The organism is Mesobacterium pallidum, from assembly GCF_019966535.1.
GTDB lineage: Bacteria > Pseudomonadota > Alphaproteobacteria > Rhodobacterales > Rhodobacteraceae > Mesobacterium > Mesobacterium pallidum.
The window spans coordinates 155295-177557 of record NZ_JAIMID010000012.1 but is presented as its reverse complement, the minus strand read 5'-3'; the positions used below and the strand labels follow the sequence as shown (position 1 = coordinate 177557).

Annotated in this window: 21 protein-coding genes and 1 pseudogene; 14 read left to right on the top strand and 8 right to left on the bottom strand. The window is 59.2% G+C overall.

The window, feature by feature from the left end:
- Window positions 1-39 precede the first annotated feature (39 nt).
- Both MF270_RS17845 and MF270_RS17840 read right to left on the bottom strand, forming a co-directional pair.
- Entirely contained in the window at window positions 40-504 is a 465-nt protein-coding gene (locus tag MF270_RS17845; RefSeq protein WP_238367130.1) for a hypothetical protein, read from the bottom strand.
- A gap of 35 nt (window positions 505-539) precedes the next feature.
- Window positions 540-1721 (bottom strand): Fic family protein, encoded by a 1182-nt coding sequence (locus MF270_RS17840; RefSeq protein WP_152467152.1) that lies wholly within the window; start codon window positions 1719-1721, stop codon window positions 540-542.
- Between the two features lie 1238 nt (window positions 1722-2959).
- Between MF270_RS17840 and MF270_RS17835 the strand changes: the two genes are divergently transcribed.
- Complete coding sequence (locus tag MF270_RS17835; RefSeq protein ID WP_065331505.1) at window positions 2960-3298, top strand: DUF736 domain-containing protein; 339 nt, start codon at window positions 2960-2962, stop codon at window positions 3296-3298.
- A gap of 568 nt (window positions 3299-3866) precedes the next feature.
- On the opposite strand, the gene MF270_RS17830 is transcribed toward MF270_RS17835, so the two are convergent.
- The 5 genes from MF270_RS17830 to MF270_RS17810 form a co-directional block, all read right to left on the bottom strand.
- A complete protein-coding gene (locus tag MF270_RS17830) occupies window positions 3867-4514 on the bottom strand; it encodes a glutathione S-transferase family protein (RefSeq protein ID WP_051372683.1) in 648 nt (215 codons plus the stop codon).
- Window positions 4514-5416, bottom strand: coding sequence for an NAD(P)H-binding protein (locus tag MF270_RS17825; RefSeq protein ID WP_238367129.1), 903 nt, complete (start codon window positions 5414-5416; stop codon window positions 4514-4516). Before MF270_RS17825 ends, MF270_RS17830 begins: the two co-directional genes overlap by 1 nt.
- Window positions 5417-5458: 42 nt before the next feature.
- Entirely contained in the window at window positions 5459-5956 is a 498-nt protein-coding gene (locus MF270_RS17820) for a luciferase domain-containing protein (protein WP_036051542.1), read from the bottom strand.
- A gap of 8 nt (window positions 5957-5964) precedes the next feature.
- Window positions 5965-6780 (bottom strand): DODA-type extradiol aromatic ring-opening family dioxygenase, encoded by an 816-nt coding sequence (locus MF270_RS17815; protein WP_136340168.1) that lies wholly within the window; start codon window positions 6778-6780, stop codon window positions 5965-5967.
- Between the two features lie 66 nt (window positions 6781-6846).
- Window positions 6847-7254, bottom strand: a complete 408-nt coding sequence (locus MF270_RS17810; protein WP_043753122.1) for a DoxX family protein — start codon at window positions 7252-7254, stop codon at window positions 6847-6849.
- 133 nt (window positions 7255-7387) lie between these two features.
- On the opposite strand from MF270_RS17810, the gene MF270_RS17805 reads away from it, so the two are divergent.
- The 5 genes from MF270_RS17805 to MF270_RS17785 all read left to right on the top strand — a co-directional run bounded on the left by MF270_RS17805 (window position 7388) and on the right by MF270_RS17785 (window position 13449).
- Window positions 7388-7741 (top strand): winged helix-turn-helix transcriptional regulator, encoded by a 354-nt coding sequence (locus MF270_RS17805; RefSeq protein WP_229737775.1) that lies wholly within the window; start codon window positions 7388-7390, stop codon window positions 7739-7741.
- A 252-nt stretch (window positions 7742-7993) separates the two neighbouring features.
- Window positions 7994-8587 carry a TetR/AcrR family transcriptional regulator gene (locus MF270_RS17800; protein ID WP_234163373.1) on the top strand — a complete coding sequence of 198 codons (594 nt, stop codon included), beginning with the start codon at window positions 7994-7996 and terminating at the stop codon, window positions 8585-8587.
- 67 nt (window positions 8588-8654) lie between these two features.
- A complete protein-coding gene (locus MF270_RS28375; RefSeq protein ID WP_234163372.1) occupies window positions 8655-9206 on the top strand; it encodes a TetR/AcrR family transcriptional regulator in 552 nt (183 codons plus the stop codon).
- A gap of 31 nt (window positions 9207-9237) precedes the next feature.
- Entirely contained in the window at window positions 9238-10341 is a 1104-nt protein-coding gene (locus MF270_RS17790) for an efflux RND transporter periplasmic adaptor subunit (RefSeq protein ID WP_234163371.1), read from the top strand.
- Window positions 10342-10368: 27 nt separating this feature from the next.
- Complete coding sequence (locus MF270_RS17785; protein ID WP_152467182.1) at window positions 10369-13449, top strand: efflux RND transporter permease subunit; 3081 nt, start codon at window positions 10369-10371, stop codon at window positions 13447-13449.
- A 12-nt stretch (window positions 13450-13461) separates the two neighbouring features.
- Here the strand turns inward: MF270_RS17785 and MF270_RS17780 are convergent, their stop codons facing one another.
- Window positions 13462-13695, bottom strand: a complete 234-nt coding sequence (locus MF270_RS17780) for a hypothetical protein (RefSeq protein ID WP_336246031.1) — start codon at window positions 13693-13695, stop codon at window positions 13462-13464.
- Here MF270_RS17780 and MF270_RS17775 point away from each other — a divergent pair.
- The 8 genes and pseudogenes from MF270_RS17775 to MF270_RS17740 all read left to right on the top strand — a co-directional run.
- Window positions 13652-14074: pseudogene (locus MF270_RS17775) on the top strand (IS66 family transposase); the annotation flags it as partial. The gene MF270_RS17780 and the pseudogene MF270_RS17775 sit on opposite strands and share 44 nt — an antisense overlap.
- A gap of 123 nt (window positions 14075-14197) precedes the next feature.
- Window positions 14198-15409 (top strand): CaiB/BaiF CoA transferase family protein, encoded by a 1212-nt coding sequence (locus tag MF270_RS17770; protein WP_050685825.1) that lies wholly within the window; start codon window positions 14198-14200, stop codon window positions 15407-15409.
- 8 nt (window positions 15410-15417) lie between these two features.
- Entirely contained in the window at window positions 15418-16572 is a 1155-nt protein-coding gene (locus MF270_RS17765; protein WP_082204796.1) for an acyl-CoA dehydrogenase family protein, read from the top strand.
- Window positions 16573-16677: 105 nt separating this feature from the next.
- Window positions 16678-17532, top strand: coding sequence for an SDR family oxidoreductase (locus MF270_RS17760; protein ID WP_050685930.1), 855 nt, complete (start codon window positions 16678-16680; stop codon window positions 17530-17532).
- Between the two features lie 37 nt (window positions 17533-17569).
- The gene (locus MF270_RS17755; RefSeq protein ID WP_050685828.1) at window positions 17570-18376 is read left to right on the top strand and encodes an ABC transporter ATP-binding protein; all 807 of its coding nucleotides are present in this window, start codon (window positions 17570-17572) and stop codon (window positions 18374-18376) included.
- Window positions 18369-20288: an AMP-dependent synthetase/ligase gene (locus MF270_RS17750; RefSeq protein ID WP_238367128.1), complete on the top strand. Its 1920-nt coding sequence runs from the start codon at window positions 18369-18371 to the stop codon at window positions 20286-20288. The genes MF270_RS17755 and MF270_RS17750 overlap by 8 nt, the downstream gene beginning before the upstream one ends.
- Window positions 20289-21176 carry a branched-chain amino acid ABC transporter permease gene (locus MF270_RS17745; RefSeq protein WP_050685832.1) on the top strand — a complete coding sequence of 296 codons (888 nt, stop codon included), beginning with the start codon at window positions 20289-20291 and terminating at the stop codon, window positions 21174-21176.
- Window positions 21177-21179: 3 nt separating this feature from the next.
- Complete coding sequence (locus MF270_RS17740; RefSeq protein ID WP_028095207.1) at window positions 21180-22253, top strand: branched-chain amino acid ABC transporter permease; 1074 nt, start codon at window positions 21180-21182, stop codon at window positions 22251-22253.
- Window positions 22254-22263: the final 10 nt, after the last annotated feature.

Below are 22263 nucleotides of genomic sequence, written 5' to 3'. Positions count from 1 at the left end.
TCGACGACTTCGTCGATGACACAGATCTCGTCGCCCGCATCAAGGCCAAATCACCGCGGTAGCAACCGGCCGGTTACTGCCGAAAGCGTCTCGTCTCAGATTTAAGGGAAACGCGACATCGGCCTTGCGAATATGAGGCATCCGGGTGAGCGAAGCGGCAGGCTGCTGGTGCGCGGCGATCCACGATATCGCCTGGAACAGCCAGCCATCACGGTGCCAAGGATCGTCACCCTCCGCCAACGTCAGTTGTTTGATCGCTGCAGTCGCCTGCTCGGCATTGGCAGCAGGTCCCGGCACCCCCGCACCGCTCAGGATCTTGGCGACGTGGCGATATTGGCCGAGAACTATACGTGCAACCTGTTCGGCGAGTGCGTCCTCATCATCGATGGACCACGCCCAGCCGTGGCAGAGTTCGCCATGATCTATTGGAACGAGTTTGAGAGTCATGGGCACGCCGAGCCATTGCCCGAACTTGTAGGGGAGCAACCCAGCCACGATTGACATTCATGGTCGAATGGCAATTGTCATCGCACCTTTCTCTAGGCAGTGGTGGGTAGCGGATCGGTACCCTCGCTGAGGATGGTCAGATAGGCGCGATAGCTGAAAACACGCCCCCGCTTCCTCCCAGTAATCTCCTCAAGAATTCCGAAGCGTTGGAGGTCGGCGAGGGCCGCGTTCACCGTCGGAGCCGACAGACCGGTGTACTCGACCAGTTGGTTCGCGGTCAGGAAGGGGTGCTGCTGGAACAGTTCATGGATACGCAGTGACGAACCGGCGCGATCGCTTTGCGCTGAAATGCGCTCGCGATCCTCCTTAAACAGGTCAACAATCCGCGTGGCGGCATCAAATGCCTGGTTTGCCGTATCCGCCACGCCAGCGAGGAAGAAGTCAAGCCAAGCCTCCCACTGACCATGCTCACGAACCTCCTGGAGCAGGCGATAGTAATCAGCGCGATGCGTCTTAAGAAACAAGCTCAGATAGAGGAGAGGCTTTTGCAGCACCCCATTGACGCAGAGGTACAATGTTACCAGCAACCTGCCGATGCGGCCATTGCCGTCGAGAAAAGGGTGGATGGTTTCAAACTGGACGTGCAGCAGTCCTGCCTTGATGAGAGCAGGAAGGCGGGACTGGTCGTCGTGCATGAAGCGTTCAAACGCGCCGAGGCAATTGTCCAGTTCCGTGACGGGGGGTGGAACGTACAGCGCATTACCGGGACGTGTCCCTCCGATCCAGTTCTGGGAGCGCCTAAACTCCCCGGGGTCCTTGGTGCCGCCACGTCCGCTTTGCAGCAAACGCGCATGCATCTCGCGGATTAGCCTCAGGGACAGTGGCAAGTCTTCGAGGCGCTCCAACCCGTACATCATGGCATCGACGTAGTTCGAGACCTCGCGGATGTCATCGATTGGCTGGCCCGCCTGTGCTTCGGTCTCGAAACGCAGCAGGTCTGTCAGCGTCGATTGCGTTCCTTCGATCTGTGAGGAAAGTACGGCCTCCTTGCGGACATACATATAGAGGAACAGTTCCTGGCGCGGCAGAAGCATCGTGATGCCATCCAGCCGCCCTAAGGCGCGCTCCGCGAGGCTGAGTCGGTCGAGAAGCCCCAGTACGTCGATTGTTGGGACTGGAGGCAGGGGAGGTGGTACGAAGGCGCGGACCGTCTCTCCTGCAACGGGGGTTTCGACAAAGCGGCCAAGGCGTTGGTTGGGGTCTGAATCGGTCATAGCTCACTATGATGCCCCTCTTTTATTTAAGCAATACGGGCTTCGCTTAAATAGTGGGTAGGCTAAGATAAGCGGGTTTAATTAACGTGGTGAGAGTAGGTCAGTGGCAATATGAGCGGGTTCATGGCAGCTTCCTACTGCTCTCGGTTGCAGGAATCCTTCCCGATGCCTGTGCGGAATAGCCTCTTCCAGAGAACACCATCGATCACGAGTCGCCAATCGAGACCTTTCGGCTCATTGGCCCGCATTACGGGCGTCCTACGCGATATGGCAGCTACGCGCACGACAACTCGGATGGCTGAAGAAGGCCAAAGGTCGTATCTGTTACATTCCGAGTCGGGGTTAGTTTCATCAAATCGGCGAACGGAATTCGTGGGTGCTTGTTGTCCATAAATCATCCTGCCCTTTGGTCAGGACCGCGCCCTACTCGGTCGGCTGCATGCAGCCGCCCTCCCCGAGCTGAAACGCTGCCTCTCCCTGCGACGTACCGCTGGCCGTGCCGTCTCCTCCGGAGCCAGCCCGACCAGCCGTCGCATGGTCGTGGCAACGCTTCATCTCGGCCATTCGGTAACGGTCGCTGGGGCGGGGCGGGTCGCTTCAATAGTCTCGTTTTTCCCGTGTCAGCCGGTGTTAGTCCTCGCTTTGCCGGACATGCTGTTCTGCCATCATTGACCGCAAAGGAGTTTCGACAACCGCCGGATCGCTCTGGCCAAAGCTGGCAGAGGGTCGGTGTTGGACGCGATGTAAAAAATCGCAAACTATTGGGATGCCGAAGAGGGTTGGTCCGAAATCGGGATGACCCGCGCCCGGTGCAGATGCCACGGCGGTCTGCTTGAAATCGCTCAGCCAGATGGCACCTCACTCGACCAACTTACCACGGGCAAGCGGTCGCGCCACGTTAGGCAAGGCTCGGCAAAGCGCGAACCCGTCCGGCTGCGGCTCGGGGTGAGAGGGCAGAAAGGACACCGCCCCCGGCAGTTTCATCGGCTGTTCACCTGGGTGTCCTTCGCGGCCACCGCACTTCTCCCGATGTGTTGCTCTGCATGACATGCTGGTCGCAGCTGTCGTCCCGTCCACAAAGGTTGTCGCCGATCTTTTTCCCCTGACCCTACGGGTCATTCCTCGCGCGCCAAAAAGACCGGCGCCTGCCCCTCTCCGCTACGCTTCGCCTTCGGTGTGGCCGGGCCTTGGCCAGCTGCAAGGTGACCATCATTGCAATGCAAACAAGGAGAAGAGCAATGACCACGAACTGCATTAAATTCACCAGCACCGACATCGAAACCGCCAAGGGCGTCGGCTCCATCTCGACCCTGACCTTCGACCTCGACATCACGGTCGAACCCGTCGCGAGCACGAACCCGATGGCCCCCACGCACCGCGTCCTCGGCCGCTCCCCGCGCGGCAAGCTGGTCGAGTGCGGCGGCATCTGGAAGAAGCAGAACAAGGAGACCGGCGCCGACTACTACACGCTGACCATCCGCGACCACGGCTTCAACGCCAACCTCGGCAAGGCCGCAAACCAGGACGATCTGTCCCTGCAGGCTGTCATCCCTTGGGGCCCCAAAGACGCCGCCTAAGCCAACGGCCAGACCGCTCCGGCGGTCTGGTTTTTTCTTGTTCCTGGGAACGACAGCGGTTTGAGTGAACGAACGAAATATGAAGCCCCGAAGCAGCCTATTGCGGGCAACATTGCGAGCTTCATAAGTCCTACACCACCCTTGCTCAGGGCAGCATGACCCCGCGGTTCTGAACGGTCACATACATCAGCGTCCAAGAATTAAGGGAACAGTGACACCCGCATAGCTGTCCTGCACGGTTACACTGTGCTCGGCATCCCGCTCGCGGAGGCCGTGAGATCAGTCTTTGTCTTGGACGAACGGCACGTGCTCAATTGGCGCGACGGATGCTGAGTTATCGGACCTGATGAATACACTCCGCGCGAAAACTCTAAAGATCGGGATGAGACACAGCATCTACATCCCAAAACCGCCGCATTGCTTCCGGAGGAACTCTTGTCAGGTTGGTTGTCGCGGCTGTCTGCGGCTAATTTCTGTCATGCGACGCTTCCTGCTCATGTCTAAATCTGATAGCGCGCCGATCGCCGGACGTGATGCAGATCGTTCAATCATCGCGGCGAGCGCGATGTCAGGCGAAGAGCGCAAGAAGCGGTGCTACGGCCTTCTGCCAGCTGTCACGCGCTTCAAGCCGGCCGATCCAGCCCGCGATTCTGGGGAATTCGTCCAGCGAAATCCCCGCTTGGTCGCGATACATGAATGTGGTCGCCAGATAGAAGTCGGCAAGGCTGAGTGCGCCTGCAATCCAATCCTTATCGTCGAGTCCGGTTTCCAGAACGGCAAGGAACTGATCGGTGGCTTTCCGTTCCGCTTCGACCACAGTAGGATCAGGATCGCCCATGCCGAATTTCTCTTTGAGGAACAGCTCAAAGGACAACTTCTGCATCGCCGGGCCTAGGTGGATGGCTTGCCACCAGGCCCACTGATCGACGAGGGCCCGCGTCTTGAGGCCATCAGGATAGAGCCCTGCCTCGGGCCGGATCCCGGCCAGATAGGCACAGATCGCCCGGGACTCCCAGAGCACGAAATTCCCGTCCTCCAAAACAGGCACCTTTGCATTTGAATTGCGGGCAAGAAATTCCGCCGCGCGGTTGTCCCCGGCACGGATGTCGACCTCGACGATTTCGAGTTCCACGCCCAGTTCGTGCGCCACCGCCCGTACACGCAGCGCATTCGGTGAGAAGTTCGCGTTGTAAAGCCTCATGACATTTTCCAGCATTATTGTTCCTGCGGCGCCTGAAGAAGCGCCGCGCGGTTAGCGGCCAGGAAATCGGCCACCGACTGTCCGGGCTGGCCGGTGAGCGATTCGAGATCGCCGCTGGCCACATCGAGATAGCCCTGCGCGATTGCTTCGTCGAAGGAGGCAAAGACCCTCGCCATGAACTCCGGCAGTCCATTTGCGATCATCGCCTGCACCAGATCCTCGGCGGGCAGGGCGACATAGGGGATTTCCTTACCCGCAATTTCGGACAAGATCGCCGCGACCTCGGCCTGGCTGACCGTCTCCGGCCCGGTGATATCGAGGGTCTCCCTTCCCGTAGCTTTCATTAGCGCCGCGGCTGCGGCACGGGCGCAATCCGCGCGTGTCACATATCCGGTCTTGCCATCTGCTGCGGCGGAGAAATGCGTGCCCATGGCGACGCTCTGCTGGCCGCCCATCAACAGAAAGTCGGTGTACATATTGTTGCGCAGGATCGTATGATCCGCCCCACTTTCCGTGATCAGCTTCTCGGTCCCTTCGTGGTCTTGAGCGAATCCGATTGGACTTTCCGCGACTGGGCCTGCGAAGGAGGTATAGACGATGTGGTCGATACCTACCGTCTTGGCCGCAGCAATCGCATTGGAATGAGCTGCGAGCCGCTTGCCCGGCTCCAGATCGTCGGTGGAGATGATGAGGAGACGCTTGCCGCCCGCGAAGGCTGCTTCAAGAGAAGCCGGGTCGTTGAAATCGCCCTCGCGCGCCTCGACTCTTTTTCCCGCCAGATCGGCAAGCTTGTCGGGAGTGCGCGAGATCGCGATGACCGGCCCGGCACCTGCCTGAACCAGCAGGTCGACCACCTGCCGGCCAAGTTGTCCGGACGCGCCGGTCACGATGAAGGGGCCGTTCTGGATGTTGGACATGGTATCTCTCTTATCTTGATGTTTCTGCAAGCGCGCTTGCGATCAATCGTGGATTTGGGTGGGGGCGGGATTCGCCAGCTTGCCGCGCGCGAAACCCCAGCTTGTGGTCAGGATTTTGATCATCACATCGACCTCTGCCTCATCGCGTGGAGCAAAGGCCATGATCGCATTGGCCGGGATGTATCCGGCCGAGGCCATCGGGTGCTGTTCGCCCCATCCCTTCGCGATGAGTTCCTCAACCGCCGCCAGCGGCAGCATCATGTGCGACGAACCGTCATAGGCGGGATGCACATGCGCAAATTCGCGTCCGATCATGAAGGCTTCGCGCGGGCCGCAGGCATGCGGCCGCGGCAGGACTAATGCCTCGGCGCCGGGGACCGAAATACCCGATCGGCAACGCTCGACGAAGGGCAGGGCGAAGGCCTTCTGCTTGAACAATGCGTGAATCTCGGCCGAGGAGTTCTGCGACACTTGCTCATGCGGGGCGCACTCGGTGGTTTCGGGGCGCGGACCCTGCCGCAAGGGAAGTTCGAAGCACATATCTGGTCCTATCCAAATCTGAACGCGCTTTCGACCGCGCCCAATACGTGATCCTCGAGGGTCTTTTCCCCCCGATCCGCAAGCGCGGCGCCGGCCACGACGTGCAATGGAATTAGATGTTCCTCGCGCGGATTGGCGTCGCGTGCGCCGGGTGCCCGATCCCAAGCAGCCAGCATGGCGCGGCGCGCCCCGGGGTCTTCATGGGTCACCGCACCCGTGAGCCATCGGTCGAAGTCGCCGCCGTTCACCGGGCCATCGGGTCCGCCCCTCATCGCCCGCATCATCTTGCCCATGTTGTGATAGGTGTTGCCGGACCCGATGATCAGAACACCTTCGTCTCGCAAGGGCGCCAACGCGCGACCAGCAGCAAGATGCGCCTCAGCGTCGAGATCGTCGCGCAGGCTCAGTTGGACGGTAGGTATGTCGGCCTCAGGCAAAGCCACCTTTAGCGGAACAAACACCCCATGATCGAAGCCACGCGTAGCGTCGGCCCGGGTTTCAAAACCCGCGCCATTCAATAGCTCGCTTGCACGGGCCGCCAGCGTAGGATCGCCTAGCGCGGGCCAGGTCAGCTGATAAGTATGGGGGGGAAACCCCTGATAGTCGAACAGCAGCGGCGGCGCGGAGTTGGTCTGCACGGTAAACACCCGTTCCTCCCAATGGCCTGAGATCACGAGAAGCGCCTTGGGCTTTGCCGGCAGGCTCGCAGGCAAAGCCTCAAGGAATCTGCGGTGCCTGTCCCAGGTGTCAGGCGGGTTCCAGTCCATGAAGAAGCAAGGGCCGCCTCCATGGGGAACAAACACTGTCGGCTGCCTTTCGGTCATTCTGTCGTCCTTTTGAACCCCAAGCCCGAGGGTGGATGGCCAGCGCCGTGGCAACTCCGCATCGGATTAATTCGTCTCTGTCGGAAACGTCGGCGCATATGCCGACTTTACCGCACGCACGCGATTGGCTGTCATCCACGAGGCGATCAGGAGCACCCAGGTCGCAAGAGCCGGTGGCCAGCCTGGATCGCCCGCGCCCACATGCGCCCCGAACGCCAACACCAGATGCCAGAACATCGCCGCGTAAGCCCAGTCCGCCAGCATCGCCGAAGGGCGCCAGAGAATCACCACCGCGCCGACAATCTTCAAAATCGCGAGCGGCCAGATGATGTATGTGGGATAGCTCAACACCTCGCGATACATGCCCGCGACCATATCGTGGGATGAGATGTAGAAAGTCGCCGCACCCAGATAGACCAGCGCCACAAGGCCGGTCGCGATCCAGTAGACATACTTTGCCACGTTGTCACTCATCACCGCACTCCCTGTTTGCAAGGGCTTGTTCAGCCGCAGTTTCCGCTCTAAGTACCTTTAGGTGTCTTGCATCGTTCGTGAAAGTAGGCACTTAAAAGTAACTAGATTACTTTAACCGCGAGGATAATCCACGATGAAGAGCGTCCAGCCCCCCTCATGCCCGATGGAGGCGCTTCTGCGTGTCATCACAGGCCCTTGGACGATCTATATACTCTGGGTTCTGTCCGAGCAGGGACCGCAGCGTTTCGGCGCGCTCAAGCGTTTGGTGCCCGGCATTTCCACCCGGGTCCTGACCGAGAGGCTGAGAATGCTGGAACATGCTGGCGTTGTATGGCGCGAGCAGGCCATGACCATCCCACCCGCTGTCACCTACGGGCTGACTGAGCGCGGCGCGGAACTGCGCGGCGTGCTGGACAAGCTTGGCTCGATCGCACGCCGCTGGGAGGCCGAGGGTGCCTTTGTCGGGACCGCAAGCGCGGCAGAATGACGGTACCCCTCCTGTTCGCGGGATAATCCCGCGCCCGAGAACAACTCAGGCAGAATCAGACCCGAAGCTCATGACGAATTGAAAACGGCGCTAGAAAAAGCCGCCAAGCGGCGCTTGGTGGGGTAGATCCGCACAGCTTTACGCTTTGCTGCTAAATCAACTTCTATCTACTATACTCACTAGACGGTACAGTAAAGCTTGTAACCGCCTAGTCCTGCCTGGGATAGAGAGAACGAGATGCCCGTGAGAAAAATGGCCGACGTCATGATTGGTGCGCGCGAGGTTTTCTTCCGATGCGGTTACGAAGGAGCCACGGTCGATGCAATTGCCGCTGAAGGAAAAGTGTCGAAGGCAACCATGTATTCGTATTACCCGACCAAGGAGCAACTGTTCCTGAGCGTGGTTGAATCCGAATGCGGTCGGCTTGCGGACGAAATCCTCCGGCCCTTGATCGCGTCTTTGGAGCCGCGCGCCCAGTTGGAAGAACTCGCCCTTCGCATGGTCGACCTCACCTTGGACGACACCTACATCCGTCTCCTGCGAACGTGCGTTGGCGCCTCCGAGGCACTGCCCGAAGTGGGTGAGGTTTATTTTCGCGCAGGCCCGAAACCTGCCCGCGAACTCGTCGGTCGGATTCTGGAGCGCCTTACGCGCGAAGGCGCGCTCGATGTCGATGACGTCCGGCGCGCGTCCGATCACTTCATACACCTTTGCGTTTCGGGGCTACTTATGCCGCGCCTTCTCGCAGTGAAACGAGCTGTCCACCGCGAGCAACATGCGCGCGAAGCGGTCGCTGCATTCCTGCGACTTTACGGTAGCGGCCACAGAGACAAATTTTCAGATTGAGCTCGCTTGCCAAATACGGGGCAGCGCATTAGCTCGCCCAATGACTTAACCGACCGGACGGTACAGGGTGACTGCACAAGTGGAAAAGCAACCGAAGAACGCCTCGCCGAAGATTCTCGGCGCTGCGCGGGCGATTGCGCTGCGAGAAGGCGCGGGAAAGATCACGATCGACGCCGTCGCTCGGGAATCCGGCCTCAGCAAGGGTGGGGTGTTGTACAACTTCCCCACCAAGAAAGCGCTTCTGGCCGGGCTGCTCGACGAAATGCTCGCGGAGCACCGCGAACGTCTGGCGTCGGTCCCGGAAGGGCACAGTTCCCGCACCCTGCGCGGTCATCTCGAGACAGTTCTGCAAGCCGTAAGCACCGATGATGACCTTTCGATGGCTATTCTCGCGGTTTCGGCGTCGGATCCGAATCTTCTGGACCCGCTGAGAAGAGAGCTGTCCCGTGATGTCGAGCGCATCCGTTCGGACGCGCAGGACGACACTGCGGCGATGGTTCTTTTTTTGGCGATCCAGGGTCTTCGTTTCCAGAGGCTTCTTCGCCTCGCGGATGGTGACGACGATCAGCAAGACGCCGCCATCGACAGATTGAAGGACATGATAAATGAGCTTGAATAGAACCAGATACTTCCGAGGAGGTGCCGCTGGATTGGTCGCCCTTCTTCTCGCCATTGTCCTTCTCGTGCAATTCAACCCGGACATCGCATCCAAGGTCTTCGCGCAGACTACGGATGAGGTTTCCGGTGCCGATGCGCAAGGGAGCGCCGAGCAAGACATGGCCCAACCGGTCACGGTCGAAGTATCGCGTGCCGAGCTTCGCGATAGCGATAGGGCGCGCAGCCTGGCAGGCCGCGTGGAGCCCGCCCGGACCGTGGATATTGCCTTTCAGGTTTCGGGTCAGCTTTCCGACCTCGCGGTAGATGCTGGGACTCGGGTCGAGAAAGGCGATTTAATTGCCGCGCTCGACCCAGTCGATTTCGAATTGGCCGTGGATCGGGCGCAGGCCTCTTTCGACCTCGCAAAATCCGAATACGATCGTGCGTTGAGTCTGACCGAGAGGGGGGTGGCGACCGACGCCCGACTTGAAACGAACCGCGCGCAGCTTGCTCAGGCAGAAGTCGCCCTGCGTGAAGCGGAGCGACGCTTGGCTCAAGCCACGATCACCGCGCCCTTCGACGCCATTGTCGCGCGCATCTTTCTGGAGGAGTTTTCGAACGTCACCCCTGCGGCTCCGATTGCCAGGTTGCAGGACATCAGTGAAATGCGGGTGCGGATTTCGCTGCCCGAGGAACTCGCCGCGATGGCACGGGCCCAGCCCGATGCATTCAGGGTAACCGCCTCTTTCCCCGCCGTGCCGGGATATGACGCAACTCTGTATCTGCGGAAATTCGTGACCGATGCAGACCCCACAGCCCAAACCTATGACGTCGAGTTTGCAATCGAGGGCGCCATCGACCCGAGATTGCTGCCCGGAATGACGGCGAATGTGCGCGTAGCCGCCGCCGCGGAGGGTGCGCAATCGCGGTTGGTAGTCGTCCCGGTCTCGGCGATCGACACGACGAGCCGGAGCGAGCCGTCCATCTGGCTGTATGACGAGGGGACCGGCCGGGTGTCCCGTAAGACGATCCGCCTGGGGCTGCCGAACGACGACGAAATCGTCGTGCTTGAGGGGCTCTCCGGAGACGAACTGGTTGTGTCCGGCGGGTGGTGGCGCCTGAAGGAAAACGAAACAGTCGCGGTTCGCGGCCTCTGAACGATCCTGGACCGGAAAACCGAAACCATGACAATGAGTATTTCCCGCGCAAGCATCCGACGTCCGGTCGCCGTTTGGCTGGCAATTATCTTTTGCCTTCTCGGCGGTTTGTGGGGGCTGAACACGGTCGGACGCCTCGAAGACCCGAGTTTCACGCTCAAGACGGCGCTCGTTTTCGTGCCCTATCCGGGCGCGACGGCGATGGAGGTGGAAGAGGAAGTCACCGATGTCGTGGAAAGCGCACTCCAACAGATGAAGCAGCTCGACCGGGTGGAATCGAAATCCATGCCGGGCATGGCCCAGATCACGGTCGAGATCGAGATGACCTATGGGCCCGACGAGATTCCGCAGGTCTGGGACGAGATGCGCCGCCGTATCCGCGACATCGAAGGAGAGCTTCCCTCCGGTGCGCAGTCTCCGATCATCAATGACGATTTCGGCGACGTCTACGGCATGTTCTACGCTGTGACGGCCGATGGGTTGAGCGCCTCGGAACAGCGAGACCTCGCGACTAAACTGCGGCGCGACCTTGTCACCGTCGACGGGGTGGCCAAGATCGAGGTTCAGGGGCTGGCTGAAGAGGAGATCATCATTTCGATCCCTTCGGCGCGCCTGACCGAACTGGGCCTGCCACCGGACCAGATCCTCGGTATCATCGCCGACGAAAACCAGGTTTTCTCCAACGGCGAGATCAGCGAAGGGCTGTCTCGGCTGGGCGTGTCCGTTCCGCCGGGTTATGTCAGCGTCGAGGGCATAGAGGCGCTGCGGCTCGGCGCCCCCGGAGAGGTCGGGCAGATTGCGCTCTACGACATCGCTCGCGTGGTCCGAGAGGAGACAGAGCGGCCGAGCCAGATCGTGCGTCACAATGGCACGCGGGCCTTCACCCTCGGGGTCTCGGCGCTCGTGGACCGCAACGTTGTCGAGGTCGGCAGATCGGTCGAGGCACGGCTGGACCAGCTGAAGACCGAATTGCCGGACGGCGTCGAGATCGTACCGATCTATGAACAGCATAAGGTCGTCGACGAAGCGGTCTCGAGCTTCCTCGTCGGCCTCGGTCAATCCGTGGCCATCGTCATCGGGGCGCTGATGCTGACCATGGGTTGGCGCGCGGGTTTGGTCGTGGGTGCCACGCTGGGCCTCACGGTTTTTTCCACACTGTTTTTCATGTCTGTCTTCGGCATCGAGATGGAACGGATCAGTCTCGGGGCTTTGATCATCGCCATGGGCATGCTGGTCGACAATGCCATCGTGATCGCCGAAGGCATGCTGATTGGCATGGCGCGGGGCAAGTCCGCCGAAGACGCCGCCGCCGATACAGAGACCGCGACAGGGTTTCCCCTGCTTGGGGCCACCGTGATCGGGATCATGGCGTTTTCGGGCATTGGGCTATCGCCAGACGCCACCGGAGAATTCCTGTTCTCGCTTTTCGCGGTTATCGCGATTTCGTTGCTGATGAGCTGGATCCTCGCCGTAACCGTTACACCCTATCTTGGGAAGCTCCTTCTGAAGGCGCCAAGAGACACCTCCAAGGACCCCTATCGCGGCTTAGTCTATTCGGCTTATCGCGGTTTCCTCTGGATGGCGCTGCGCGCCCGCGTGCTCGTAGTCCTGACGGTCGTCGGAATCACGGTCTGGTCGGTCATGGCCTTCGGCCAAGTCAAGCAGGCTTTCTTTCCGGCGTCGAACACCCCGATATTCTACGTCGAATTCCAGATGCCACAGGGCACGGACATTCGAGCCACGAATGAAGAAATGGCCCGGCTCGAGGCGATCATCTTAGGCGAGGAGATAGTGACGGACGTTACAACGCTTGTCGGGCGAGGGGCCAGCCGCTTCATGCTGACCTACAACCCTGAGCAGGCCGATGCGAGCTACGGTCAGCTGATCGTGCGTGCGACCGATGCCACACTCATCCCCGATGTTGCGGCGCGTCTCAATCGCGAACTGCCGGCGCAATTCCCCAATGCTCTTATCCGCGTCGAGGAGATCGTCTTCGGTCCGCCTGCCGGGGCCGATGTCGCCGTTCGCTTTTCGGGACCCGATCCGGTAGTCCTCCGGCAGCTATCGGATAACGCGCTTGCGATCTTCGACGAGGCCGGCACGATCACAAACCCGCGCACAGACTGGCGACAGCGCGAAATTCTCGTCGAACCCATCGTCGACGAGGCTCGCATGCGGTTGGCCGGTGCGACTCGCGGATCGATTTCCGACACCGTGCAATACGGGACCTCGGGCCTGCGGGTCGGCACCCTGCGCGAAGGCGATGCCGAAATCCCTATGTATCTGCGGCTTCCCGAGGTCGAGCGCGACGGGCTGGATCGTTTGCGCGATCTCTCCGTCTGGTCGCCGGGTGCAAATGGCTATGTGCCGATGGCCAACCTCGTCTCCGGCTTTGAGCCCCGCCTCGTCGAGGCCCTTATCCACCGCCGCGACCGTGAGCGTACGATAACGGTCCTCGGCGGTGCAGGCGGCGACCTGACAGCAGATGAGGCCTTTCGCAGTGTCCGCTCTGATATCGAAGCCATTCGGCTTCCCGAAGGCTACACGATGGAATGGGGTGGCGAGTTCGAAAGCGCGGGAGAAGCGCAGGCAAGTCTCGGCAAACAGCTTCCCTTGGGCTTTCTGGTAATGCTGACAATTTCGATCCTGATGTTCAACAAAGTGCGCCAGCCACTGATCCTGTGGCTCGTGGTTCCGATGTCGGTCACGGGGATGGTTCTTGGTCTGCTGTTCACTGGGCTACCGTTCACGTTCACGGCGCTTCTCGGCTTCTTGTCCCTTTCCGGGATGCTGATGAAGAATGCCATTGTGCTGGTGGAAGAAATCGATCAGCAACGCGCCGAAGGTGTCGAGGACTATCAGGCGGTAATCGATGGCTCGGTCAGCCGTTTGAGGCCCGTCGTGCTGGCTGCGGGCACAACGATTTTCGGTATGACTCCGCTCATATCAGACGCCTTCTTCGCATCGATGGCTGTCACAATCATGGGTGGCCTCGCGTTCGCCTCGATCCTGACACTGGTCGCGGTGCCGGTATTGTATGCGCTGTTCTTCTTGATCAAGCCGCCTAAACAAGAAAACGCTCCTTCAGGTTCCCCAGCGACAGCCTGAACGCAGATGCAGTTATAAGCGTTTCTCTGAGCGCCCTCGACCCGTCTTAAGGACGGTGTAGGCATGTTCCGTCGCCTCAAGCGCGCCTTCGAGAAAACCGCCGAATGTCGGAGCCACTTCGGTGCCGCCAAAGACGAGCGCTTCGTCCCACAGGCCTGAAAGAACGCACGGCAGGCCATAGTTCGGGTGGGCAAAAAAGACAGCGAAACTGCGGCTGGCAGCACGCCAGGCGCACTCCCGCTCCATGGTCTAGGCCTTCAAGGCATGGACCGAGGCCCAACTGCTACGCATTCCCGGCAAGGACGGTCTCGCGAAGGCCTTCCGCTATGGTCTCAGCTGCTGGCCGTCATTCGAGCTCTTCCTTGGAGATGGCCGCGTCGGCATCGACGACACCACCGCCGAGCGCGTCATGCGCCCGATCAGCATCGGGCGAAAAAACTGACTTTTTGCAGGCTCCGACAGCGGTGGCGAAACGCTGTCCCGGGCGATGTCCCTTGTCGAGACAGCCAAGATGAACGGCCACGATCCGCAAGCCTGGCTGGCCGAAATCCTCGACCGCATCCACAATCACATGACCAACCCGCTCAACGAACTGCTTCCATGGAACTGGACGCCGATGAACTGATCCGCGGTAACAACCGGGCGGTTACGTTTTCGGGAAGGTGATTACCTTTGAATCTTGAGGTCCGACTTCGCCTTTGCTAGGAATCGAACAACAATTAGAAAAACAGCAAAGTCGAAAGTGCAGATGTCTGGACCCCTTGAGCAACTGAGGATTGTAGAACTTGGTCACGTAATTGCCGGACCACTTGCGGCAGCTTTACTCTCGGATTTTGGTGCAGATGTCATCAAGATCGAAGCCCCCAACCGGACGGATATGATGCGCGACCTTGGACCCAAGGCAGAGGATGGGGTGGGCGTCTGGTGGAAGACTTTGGGCCGCAACAAGAAAACACTAGGCCTGGACTGGAAGTCCGACGAGGGCCGGGACATCCTGCGCAGGTTGGTTGAAGATGCCGACGTGCTGATCGAAAATTTCCGTCCGGGTGTGCTAGAACGTGCTGGTGTTGGGCCAGACGTGCTGCACGATTGGAACCCGGACTTGGTTGTCTTGCGGGTTTCAGGTTACGGACAGGACGGTCCGATGCGCGACGTGCCAGCGTTTGGGCGTGCTGCAGAGGCCATGAGTGGATTAGCGCATCTGACCGGTTTTCCCGACGGGCCGCCGATGCACCCCGGCTTTCCGGCGGCCGACAGCACGACAGGGCTGATGGGCGCTTTGGGAATCATGATCGCGCTATTTGCTCGCGAAAAGGGCATTGCACGCGGTCAGGTCGTCGATCTTGCGGTGTTCGAGGCGTTGCTTCGGTTGATGGACTATCCTGTTCCCGCATTGACTGGCGCTAACCTCTCGCCGCGACGCAATGGGCTGCGCCAGCCGATGGACTTTGCTCCGGGGGGGATGTTCCGAACGTCCGATGGGGTGTGGCTGACCGTTTCGGCAGGGAGCGCGGAAACCGCGCAGCGCCTGTTGCGGGCGGTCGGAGGCGATGCCCTCGCCGATGACCCGCGGTTCGCGACATTGGGCGAGATGTCGCGGCACATGACGGTGGTCTTTGACGCGATCAATGATTTCGTCACGCAGCACACGGCTAAGGAAGTGGAAGCGGTATTCGCCCGCCATGATGCGGTTGCCTCGCGTGTGTTGAGCGTCGAAGAGATCATGACGAACGAGCAGATACGCCATCGTGGGGACATCGTGTCGGTCGACGGCAAACAGACCAAGGTCATCGGCCCGATCCCGCATCTAAGCGCCACACCTGGCGAAGTTCGCTGGCTGGGACGACCGCTTGGCGCGGACAGCCGAAGTATTCTGCGTGATCTTGGCTTTGACGATGATCGGATCATTGCCCTTTGTGAGGCAGGGCTCGTTAGTCTGGAAGAGAAGGGGACACCGTGACATTTCGAATGACGGACGATCAGAAGGAAATTCGCGACCAGATTCTGCGGATTTGTGCAAGGTTCGACGGCGACTACTGGCTGGACCGGGATCGTAACGGTGGTTTTCCCCATGATCTGCACAGGGCAATGGCCGATGGCGGCTGGCTGGGTATCGCCATGCCAGAAGCTGTCGGCGGCGCGGGTCTGGGGATCACCGAAGCGACCATCATGATGCAGGCAATTGCCGAGTCGGGGGCCGGCGCAAGCGGAGCCTCGGCCATCCACATGAACATTTTCGGGCTCAACCCGGTGGTGAAGTTTGGGACCGATGAGCAGCGCGCGCGTATGCTTGGCCCTCTAATAGCAGGCGATGAAAAGGCCTGTTTCGCCGTAACCGAACCGACGACCGGGTTGGATACCACAAAGCTGAAGACCATGGCGGTGCGGCAGGGGGACAGATATGTCGTGCACGGACAAAAAGTCTGGATTTCTACCGCGCAGGTGGCGGACAAGATGTTGCTTCTGGCCAGAACAACGCGGCTAGAGGATGTGAGCAGCCCGACCGAAGGGCTGAGCCTATTCTATACAGATCTCGACCGAAATTTCGTTGACGTGCGAGAGATCGAAAAGATGGGTCGAAAGGCTGTCGATTCGAACGAAGTCTTCATCGATGGATTGCCGATTCCGGCTGAGGACCTGATCGGGGAGGAGGGCAAAGGCTTTAGGCAAATTTTGCACGGGTTGAATCCCGAACGCATCCTGGTGGCCGGTGAATGCATCGGTATTGCGCGCAACGCACTGGCGCGAGCGGCGCATTATGCAAACGAACGTGTGATTTTTGACCGCCCGATCGGCCAAAATCAGGGTGTTCAGCATCCACTCGCCAAAGCCTGGGCGCGAGTGGAATCTGCCAATCTCATGGTGATGCACGCTGCAGCCCTCTACGATGCGGGAGAACCCTGCGGCGTCGAGGCGAACGCTGCCAAGCTTTTGGCCGCCGACGCCGCGGTCGAGGCGACCGAAGCCGCGCAAATTACATTTGGCGGATTCGGATACGCCAAGGAATATCACGTGGAGCGACTGGTACGGGAGGCTCTGCTGTTCCGCATCGTACCGGTGACACCGCAGATGCTTTTGTCGTTCATAGCAGAAAAAGCCCTTGGGCTTCCAAAGTCTTACTGATCGGAGATGACGGGCGGGGCTGGTGCGAAAAGTTGTCTTGACCAATTTTCTAACACCCGTTAGATTACTGGCAGCTGCCCCTAATGGGGAATGGGAGGAGGCGTCATGAATAAGACGCAGTTTGGGTCTTCGAGGGAGGACCTATTAAAACGTGCAACCGTTTACGCAAGCGGTTTATTCACCGGCAAAGTCGTTGTGGTGACCGGGGCCGGAGGCGGATTGGGGCTGGCAATTGCGACTCTGTTCGCAAGGCTCGGGGCCAATCTGGCGATCAATGGACGCAACGAAGAGAAACTGGCTTTGGCCAAGGAGTTCCTTGAAAGTTTCGGGGGCGAAGTTTTCGCTGTGCCTATGACCATCCGGGAGCCTGAGCAGGTCGAGGATTTTGTCGCCAAGACGAACCAGGAGTTCGGGGCGATTGACGTATTGGTGAACAATGCTGGGGGTCAGTTTCCGCAAGCAGCGTTGGAGTTTAGTCCAAAGGGCTGGAATGCGGTCATAGACACCAACCTGAACGGCACGTGGTGGATGATGCAATCCACGGCGCGCCACTGGGTTGCCAACAAGCAATCGGGCTCCATCGTCAACATCGTGGCCGATATCTGGCGCGGCATGCCCGGCATCGCGCATACCTGTGCGGCCCGGGCAGGGGTAGTTTACCTGTCCAAGTCGGTTGCGGTGGAGTGGGCCCCGCACGGTATCCGAGTGAACTGCGTGGCGCCGGGTTGCTGCGAAAGCAACGGTTTCGGGAACTACCCTCCGGAGGGTTCTGCGACCTTTCAGGACTCCAACCCGATGCGGCACGCCGGGGACGAATGGGATGTCGCTGAAGGGGTTGTCTATATGGCGGCGAATTCAGGGAAATTCGTAACCGGAGAAGTTCTGAACATCGACGGTGGGCAGCAATTGTGGGGGGATCCATGGCCAACGGGGCGGCCGGACTACTTCCGGATTACCTGATGTTGGCCGTGAACCTTAGGGGGACAATGATATCTAGATGACGACAAGGATTAAAACAGCAATCGGAGCCGATGATGGGGCGATACTGGAGTGCAGCGGGGTCGAACGACGGTTCGGCGGCATCGTCGCTGTCACCGGTGTTGACCTCGTTATTCGACAAGGGGAAATCTTTGGACTTGTCGGTCCGAATGGCAGCGGCAAGACAACGCTAACAAACGCAATTACCGGATTTTACCCGCCAAACGAGGGCAGGGTCCGGCTGGCAGGAAACGACATTACGGGTACGGCGCCTCACAAGGTTGCCAAGCTCGGCGTTGCCAGAACGTTCCAAAATCTTGCCCTGTTCAACGGGATGAGCGTTCTGGACAACATCCTGCTCGGGCGGCACATCCACATGAGCCCAGGCGTTTTGCGTACGGCGCTATATTGGTGGGCAGCACAGCGTGAAGAAATCGAGAACCGTAAAATCGTCGAGGAGGTGATCGAGTTTCTACAGCTCGAGAGCATTCGGCATGAGTTGGTCGATGGTCTTCCGATCGGGTTGAAAAAGCGGGTCGAGCTGGCGCGGGCATTGGTGGCCGAGCCACAGATGCTGATTCTCGATGAACCGATGGCCGGCATGAACCAGGAAGAGAAAGGGTATATGTCCCGTTTCATTCTGGATGCCCGTGCCGAACGCGGCGTCAGCGTTCTGCTGATCGAACACCATATGGATGTCATCACCGGCATTTGTGATCGGATGCTGGCACTGAATTACGGTGAAATGATCGCCAGTGGCATCCCCAAGGAGGTTGTGAAGGACCCGCGGGTCATCGAGGCATATATCGGAGGGTCGCATGACTGATTTGACGAAGAACCGGTCTTCAGGCGGCGAAACGATTGGTGCACTTCTGGCGAAGAACGCGTCGCTCCACGGAAAGGATATCGCCCGTCGCGAAAAAGAGCGTGGGATATGGAAAGAAACCACCTGGGCGGAATACGCCCAAGAGGTGGTGGCCTGTGCGGCTGGGCTTGAAAAAATCGGCGTGAAGCCTGGCAAAGCAGTGCTTGTTCTGGGCGATAACCGTGCGCGGCTCTATGGCGGCATGCTGGCTGTTTCGTTGCTTGGTGCCTACGCCATGCCCGCTTATCCGGGCGCAACTCTTGAGGAACTAAAGCACTTTCTTGGCGAAGTCGAGATCGTCGCGGCCATTGCGGAAGATCAGGAACAGGTTGACAAGATCCTGGAACTGAAGGACGCGGGCGCCGAGGGCATCGACCACATCATTTATGATGAAGCGCGCGGTCTTGGCTTCTACGAGGTTGAAGGGTTGTTGTCCTGGGATCACCTGATCGAAGTTGGTCAGCACGATCTGAACGAAACCCCGGGCCTGCGTGAGGAACTGCTTAGTCGTGCGAAGCCGGAAGATCCGGCCATTTTTCTGCACTCCTCCGGAACGACGGGCGCGCCGAAGGGCATCGTACTGAGTCAGAAGAACGTTCTTGCTGCTGCTCGGAATGGACATGCGGCGGGTGCCTTCGACGAAAATGAGGAGATCCTCGCGTACTTGCCGATGGCCTGGGTGGGAGACTACGCCATAACCGTTGCCGCGGCACTCCTTTGGCGTTTCACCGTGAATGTGCCTGAGCGCCAGGAAACGGTCGTGCGCGACATGCGCGAGATCGCTCCGACCTTCTATCTGGCGGCTCCGAGAAGCTGGGACCAGATGCTGACGACAATCCAGGTGGGTATCGAAAATTCGACCCCTTTAAAGAAACGGCTGTACCATTTTTTCATGGATCGGGCCATCGCGGCGGAAACGCGCAAGCTGAATGGCAAAAGCGGCGGTGTTCTTGAGCCTTTGGGCCGACTTTTGGGCGAGGCAATCATTTTCGGTCCGGTCAAGGACCAGTTCGGAATGAGCCGACTCAAGAACGCGTTCACCGGCGGTGAAGCAATCGGCGAAGACACCTTTGTTTTCTACCGAGCCTTGGGAATCAAATTGCGCCAACTCTACGGCCAAACCGAAAACAGCGCGATCAATGCAATTCAGTCTCCGGGTGAAGTGCGCCTTCATACGGTTGGCAAACCCGCGCCCGGCGTCGAGGTGACCATCGCCGAGGACGGGGAGATCTTGGTACGCTCGGACAGCGTATTCGAAGGGTACTTCAACAAACCCGAAGCGACCGCCGAAGCCCTTGAGGGCGGGTGGCTGCATACAGGTGATGCCGGGTATTTGGAGGAAGATGGACACCTGGTTGTTCTGGGGCGCGTCTCCGAGGTCATGCATACGGCCGGAGGCGAGCGGTTTGTGCCAAACTACATCGAGAACCGGTTGAAATTCAGCCCTTATATTAAGGATGCTGCCGTAATCGGCGCCGGGCTTGACGAATTGACGGCTATGGTCTGCGTGGATTTCGAAGCCGTTGGCCACTGGGCAGAGGTGAACGGCGTGCCCTATGTGTCTTATGCCGATCTTTCTCAGCGTGAAGAGGTCGCGACGTTGCTTCGCGAGGCCTTCCAACGGGTCAACAAGGCCGTCACCGAACCATTGCGCCTGCAACGCTTTGTAAGTCTGCCGAAAGAATTCGACCCGGACGATGGTGAAATCACGCGAACCCGAAAACTGCGGAGGAAGGTCGTTCAGGAACGCTATGCCGACGTGATCGCGGCGCTCTACGACGGTTCAAAAGAGGTCCATGTAAGCGCGCAGGTGACTTACGAGACCGGGGAAGTAGGGAAGGTCGAAAGAAGCCTTCCCATCAGGGAGGTATAAATGGACTGGGTCTTTCTATCAGAGCTTGCGATCAACGGAGCCTTGACGGGTCTGCTGTACTCGCTATTCGCCATCGGCCTTGTGCTGATTTACAAGGCATCTTCGGTGCCCAATCTGGCTCAGGGCGGGTTGACCATGGTCGGGGCCTATGTGGTCTTGGCGCTGGCACGCGACGTGGGTTTACCCTTGTGGCTGGCCATCCCTCTGGCTGCGGTTGTCATGTTCGGCCTTGGGTTCGGCATTGAGCGTGTTGCTCTGCGCCGTCTCGCAGGTCGGCCGGTTGTCATGATCTTGATGCTGACACTCGGCCTCGACATTTTCCTGCGGGGTACAACGCTTGCGATTTGGGGCGGGACGTCACGTTCGATGGAATTGGGCGTCAGCTATGATCCACTGTTTTTTGACGACATCTTCATCAGCCGCATCCATCTGGTTGGTGCCGGTGTTGCGCTCGCCTTGTTTGTCGCATTCATGCTGTTTTTCCGAACCCGGACCGGGATCAAGTTGCGGGCGATCGCGGATGATTACATGGCTTCGTGGTCGGTAGGTATCTCGGTTGAACGCGGAGTTGGCCTGTCCTGGGCGCTGGCATCCGTTGTTGCCGTCGCTGCGGGCGTTATCTGGGGCGAGATTCAGGGTGTCGATCAGGCGCTGTCGCTGTTGCTTCTCAAAGGTCTGACAGTTGCCGTTCTCGGTGGTCTCGACAGTATCCTTGGCGCCGTGATCGCAGGCATCATCCTGGGCGTCGTCGAAAACGTTGTTTCTGATTTCCTCGATCCGCTTGTCGGAGGCGGAAGCCGTGAGCTTATCGTCGCCGCCGTGCTCATTCTTACCGTCATGATCCGTCCGCACGGGCTGTTCGGTCGTCACGACATCGAAAGGGTGTAAGGGATGTTTTACAGACTTTCCGGCGTCCATCACGCCAACTACGTTTCGGACAGCCGTATCTTCAAGGTGCCTGCCGACAGAAATCTGACAGCATTCATCTTTCTGATCGGTCTTGCCGCGCCATTCATCATCCCGTCGCTTTATCTGAACAGCTACATGCTTCCCTGGCTGATCTGGACGGCCGCCGCGCTTGGATTGAATCTGGTGACAGGTTGGGCAGGCCAACTTCACTTGGGTTATGCTGCGGTCATGGCCGTCGGAGCGTATTCGTCGATCCATGCCGCGCGTTTCGGGGTGCCGTGGGAATTCGCCCTGATCATCGGCGGATTGACGTCATCCGTGATCGGCAGCCTGTTTGCTTTTGCCGCTTTGCGGGTCAAGGGACTGTATCTCGCCCTTACCACTCTTGCGATGCAATTCGTGATGGACTGGGTTCTGACCCACTCTCCGGCGATCTCGGGGGGTTCACACGCGTCGCTCCAGTCACCGACATTGGCTCTGCTCGGGCAAGAGATTACCACTGATACTGGCTTCTACTATGTCGCCTTCGGCTGGTGTGTGTTGGTGACGATCTTCATGCTTAATCTCAAGCGTACTGGACTCGGTCGCGCCTTGGTCGCTGTCCGGGAAAAAGACTTTGCGGCCGCGATCCTGGGTGTGAACAGTTTCTACTACAAAATCCTCGCGTTCGCGACTTCGTCGTTCATCGCAGGCGTCAGCGGTGCGTTGCTTGTTGCCACCTTTTTCTTTCTCGCCGCACCCGAGCAATTTTCGGTTGCCGTTTCGATCCAGGTTCTTGCGATGGTGATTGTTGGCGGCCTTGGCAGCATTATCGGTTCCTATTTCGGTGTTGCCCTGATCCTTCTTGTTCCGGGTATCGTGAACGGTCTCGTCGTCACGCTGAGTGACGGGCTTGGCATGCAGATCGATGTTGAAACACTCGCTCACATCCCGAACGCAGTCTATGGCGCACTGATCGTCATTATCCTTCTGATCGAACCACTCGGTTTGGGAAAACTCTACGGCAACATCAGAGACTATCTGATGGTCTGGCCCTTCGATCAGTTCAAGAAATAGGGGAATGCCG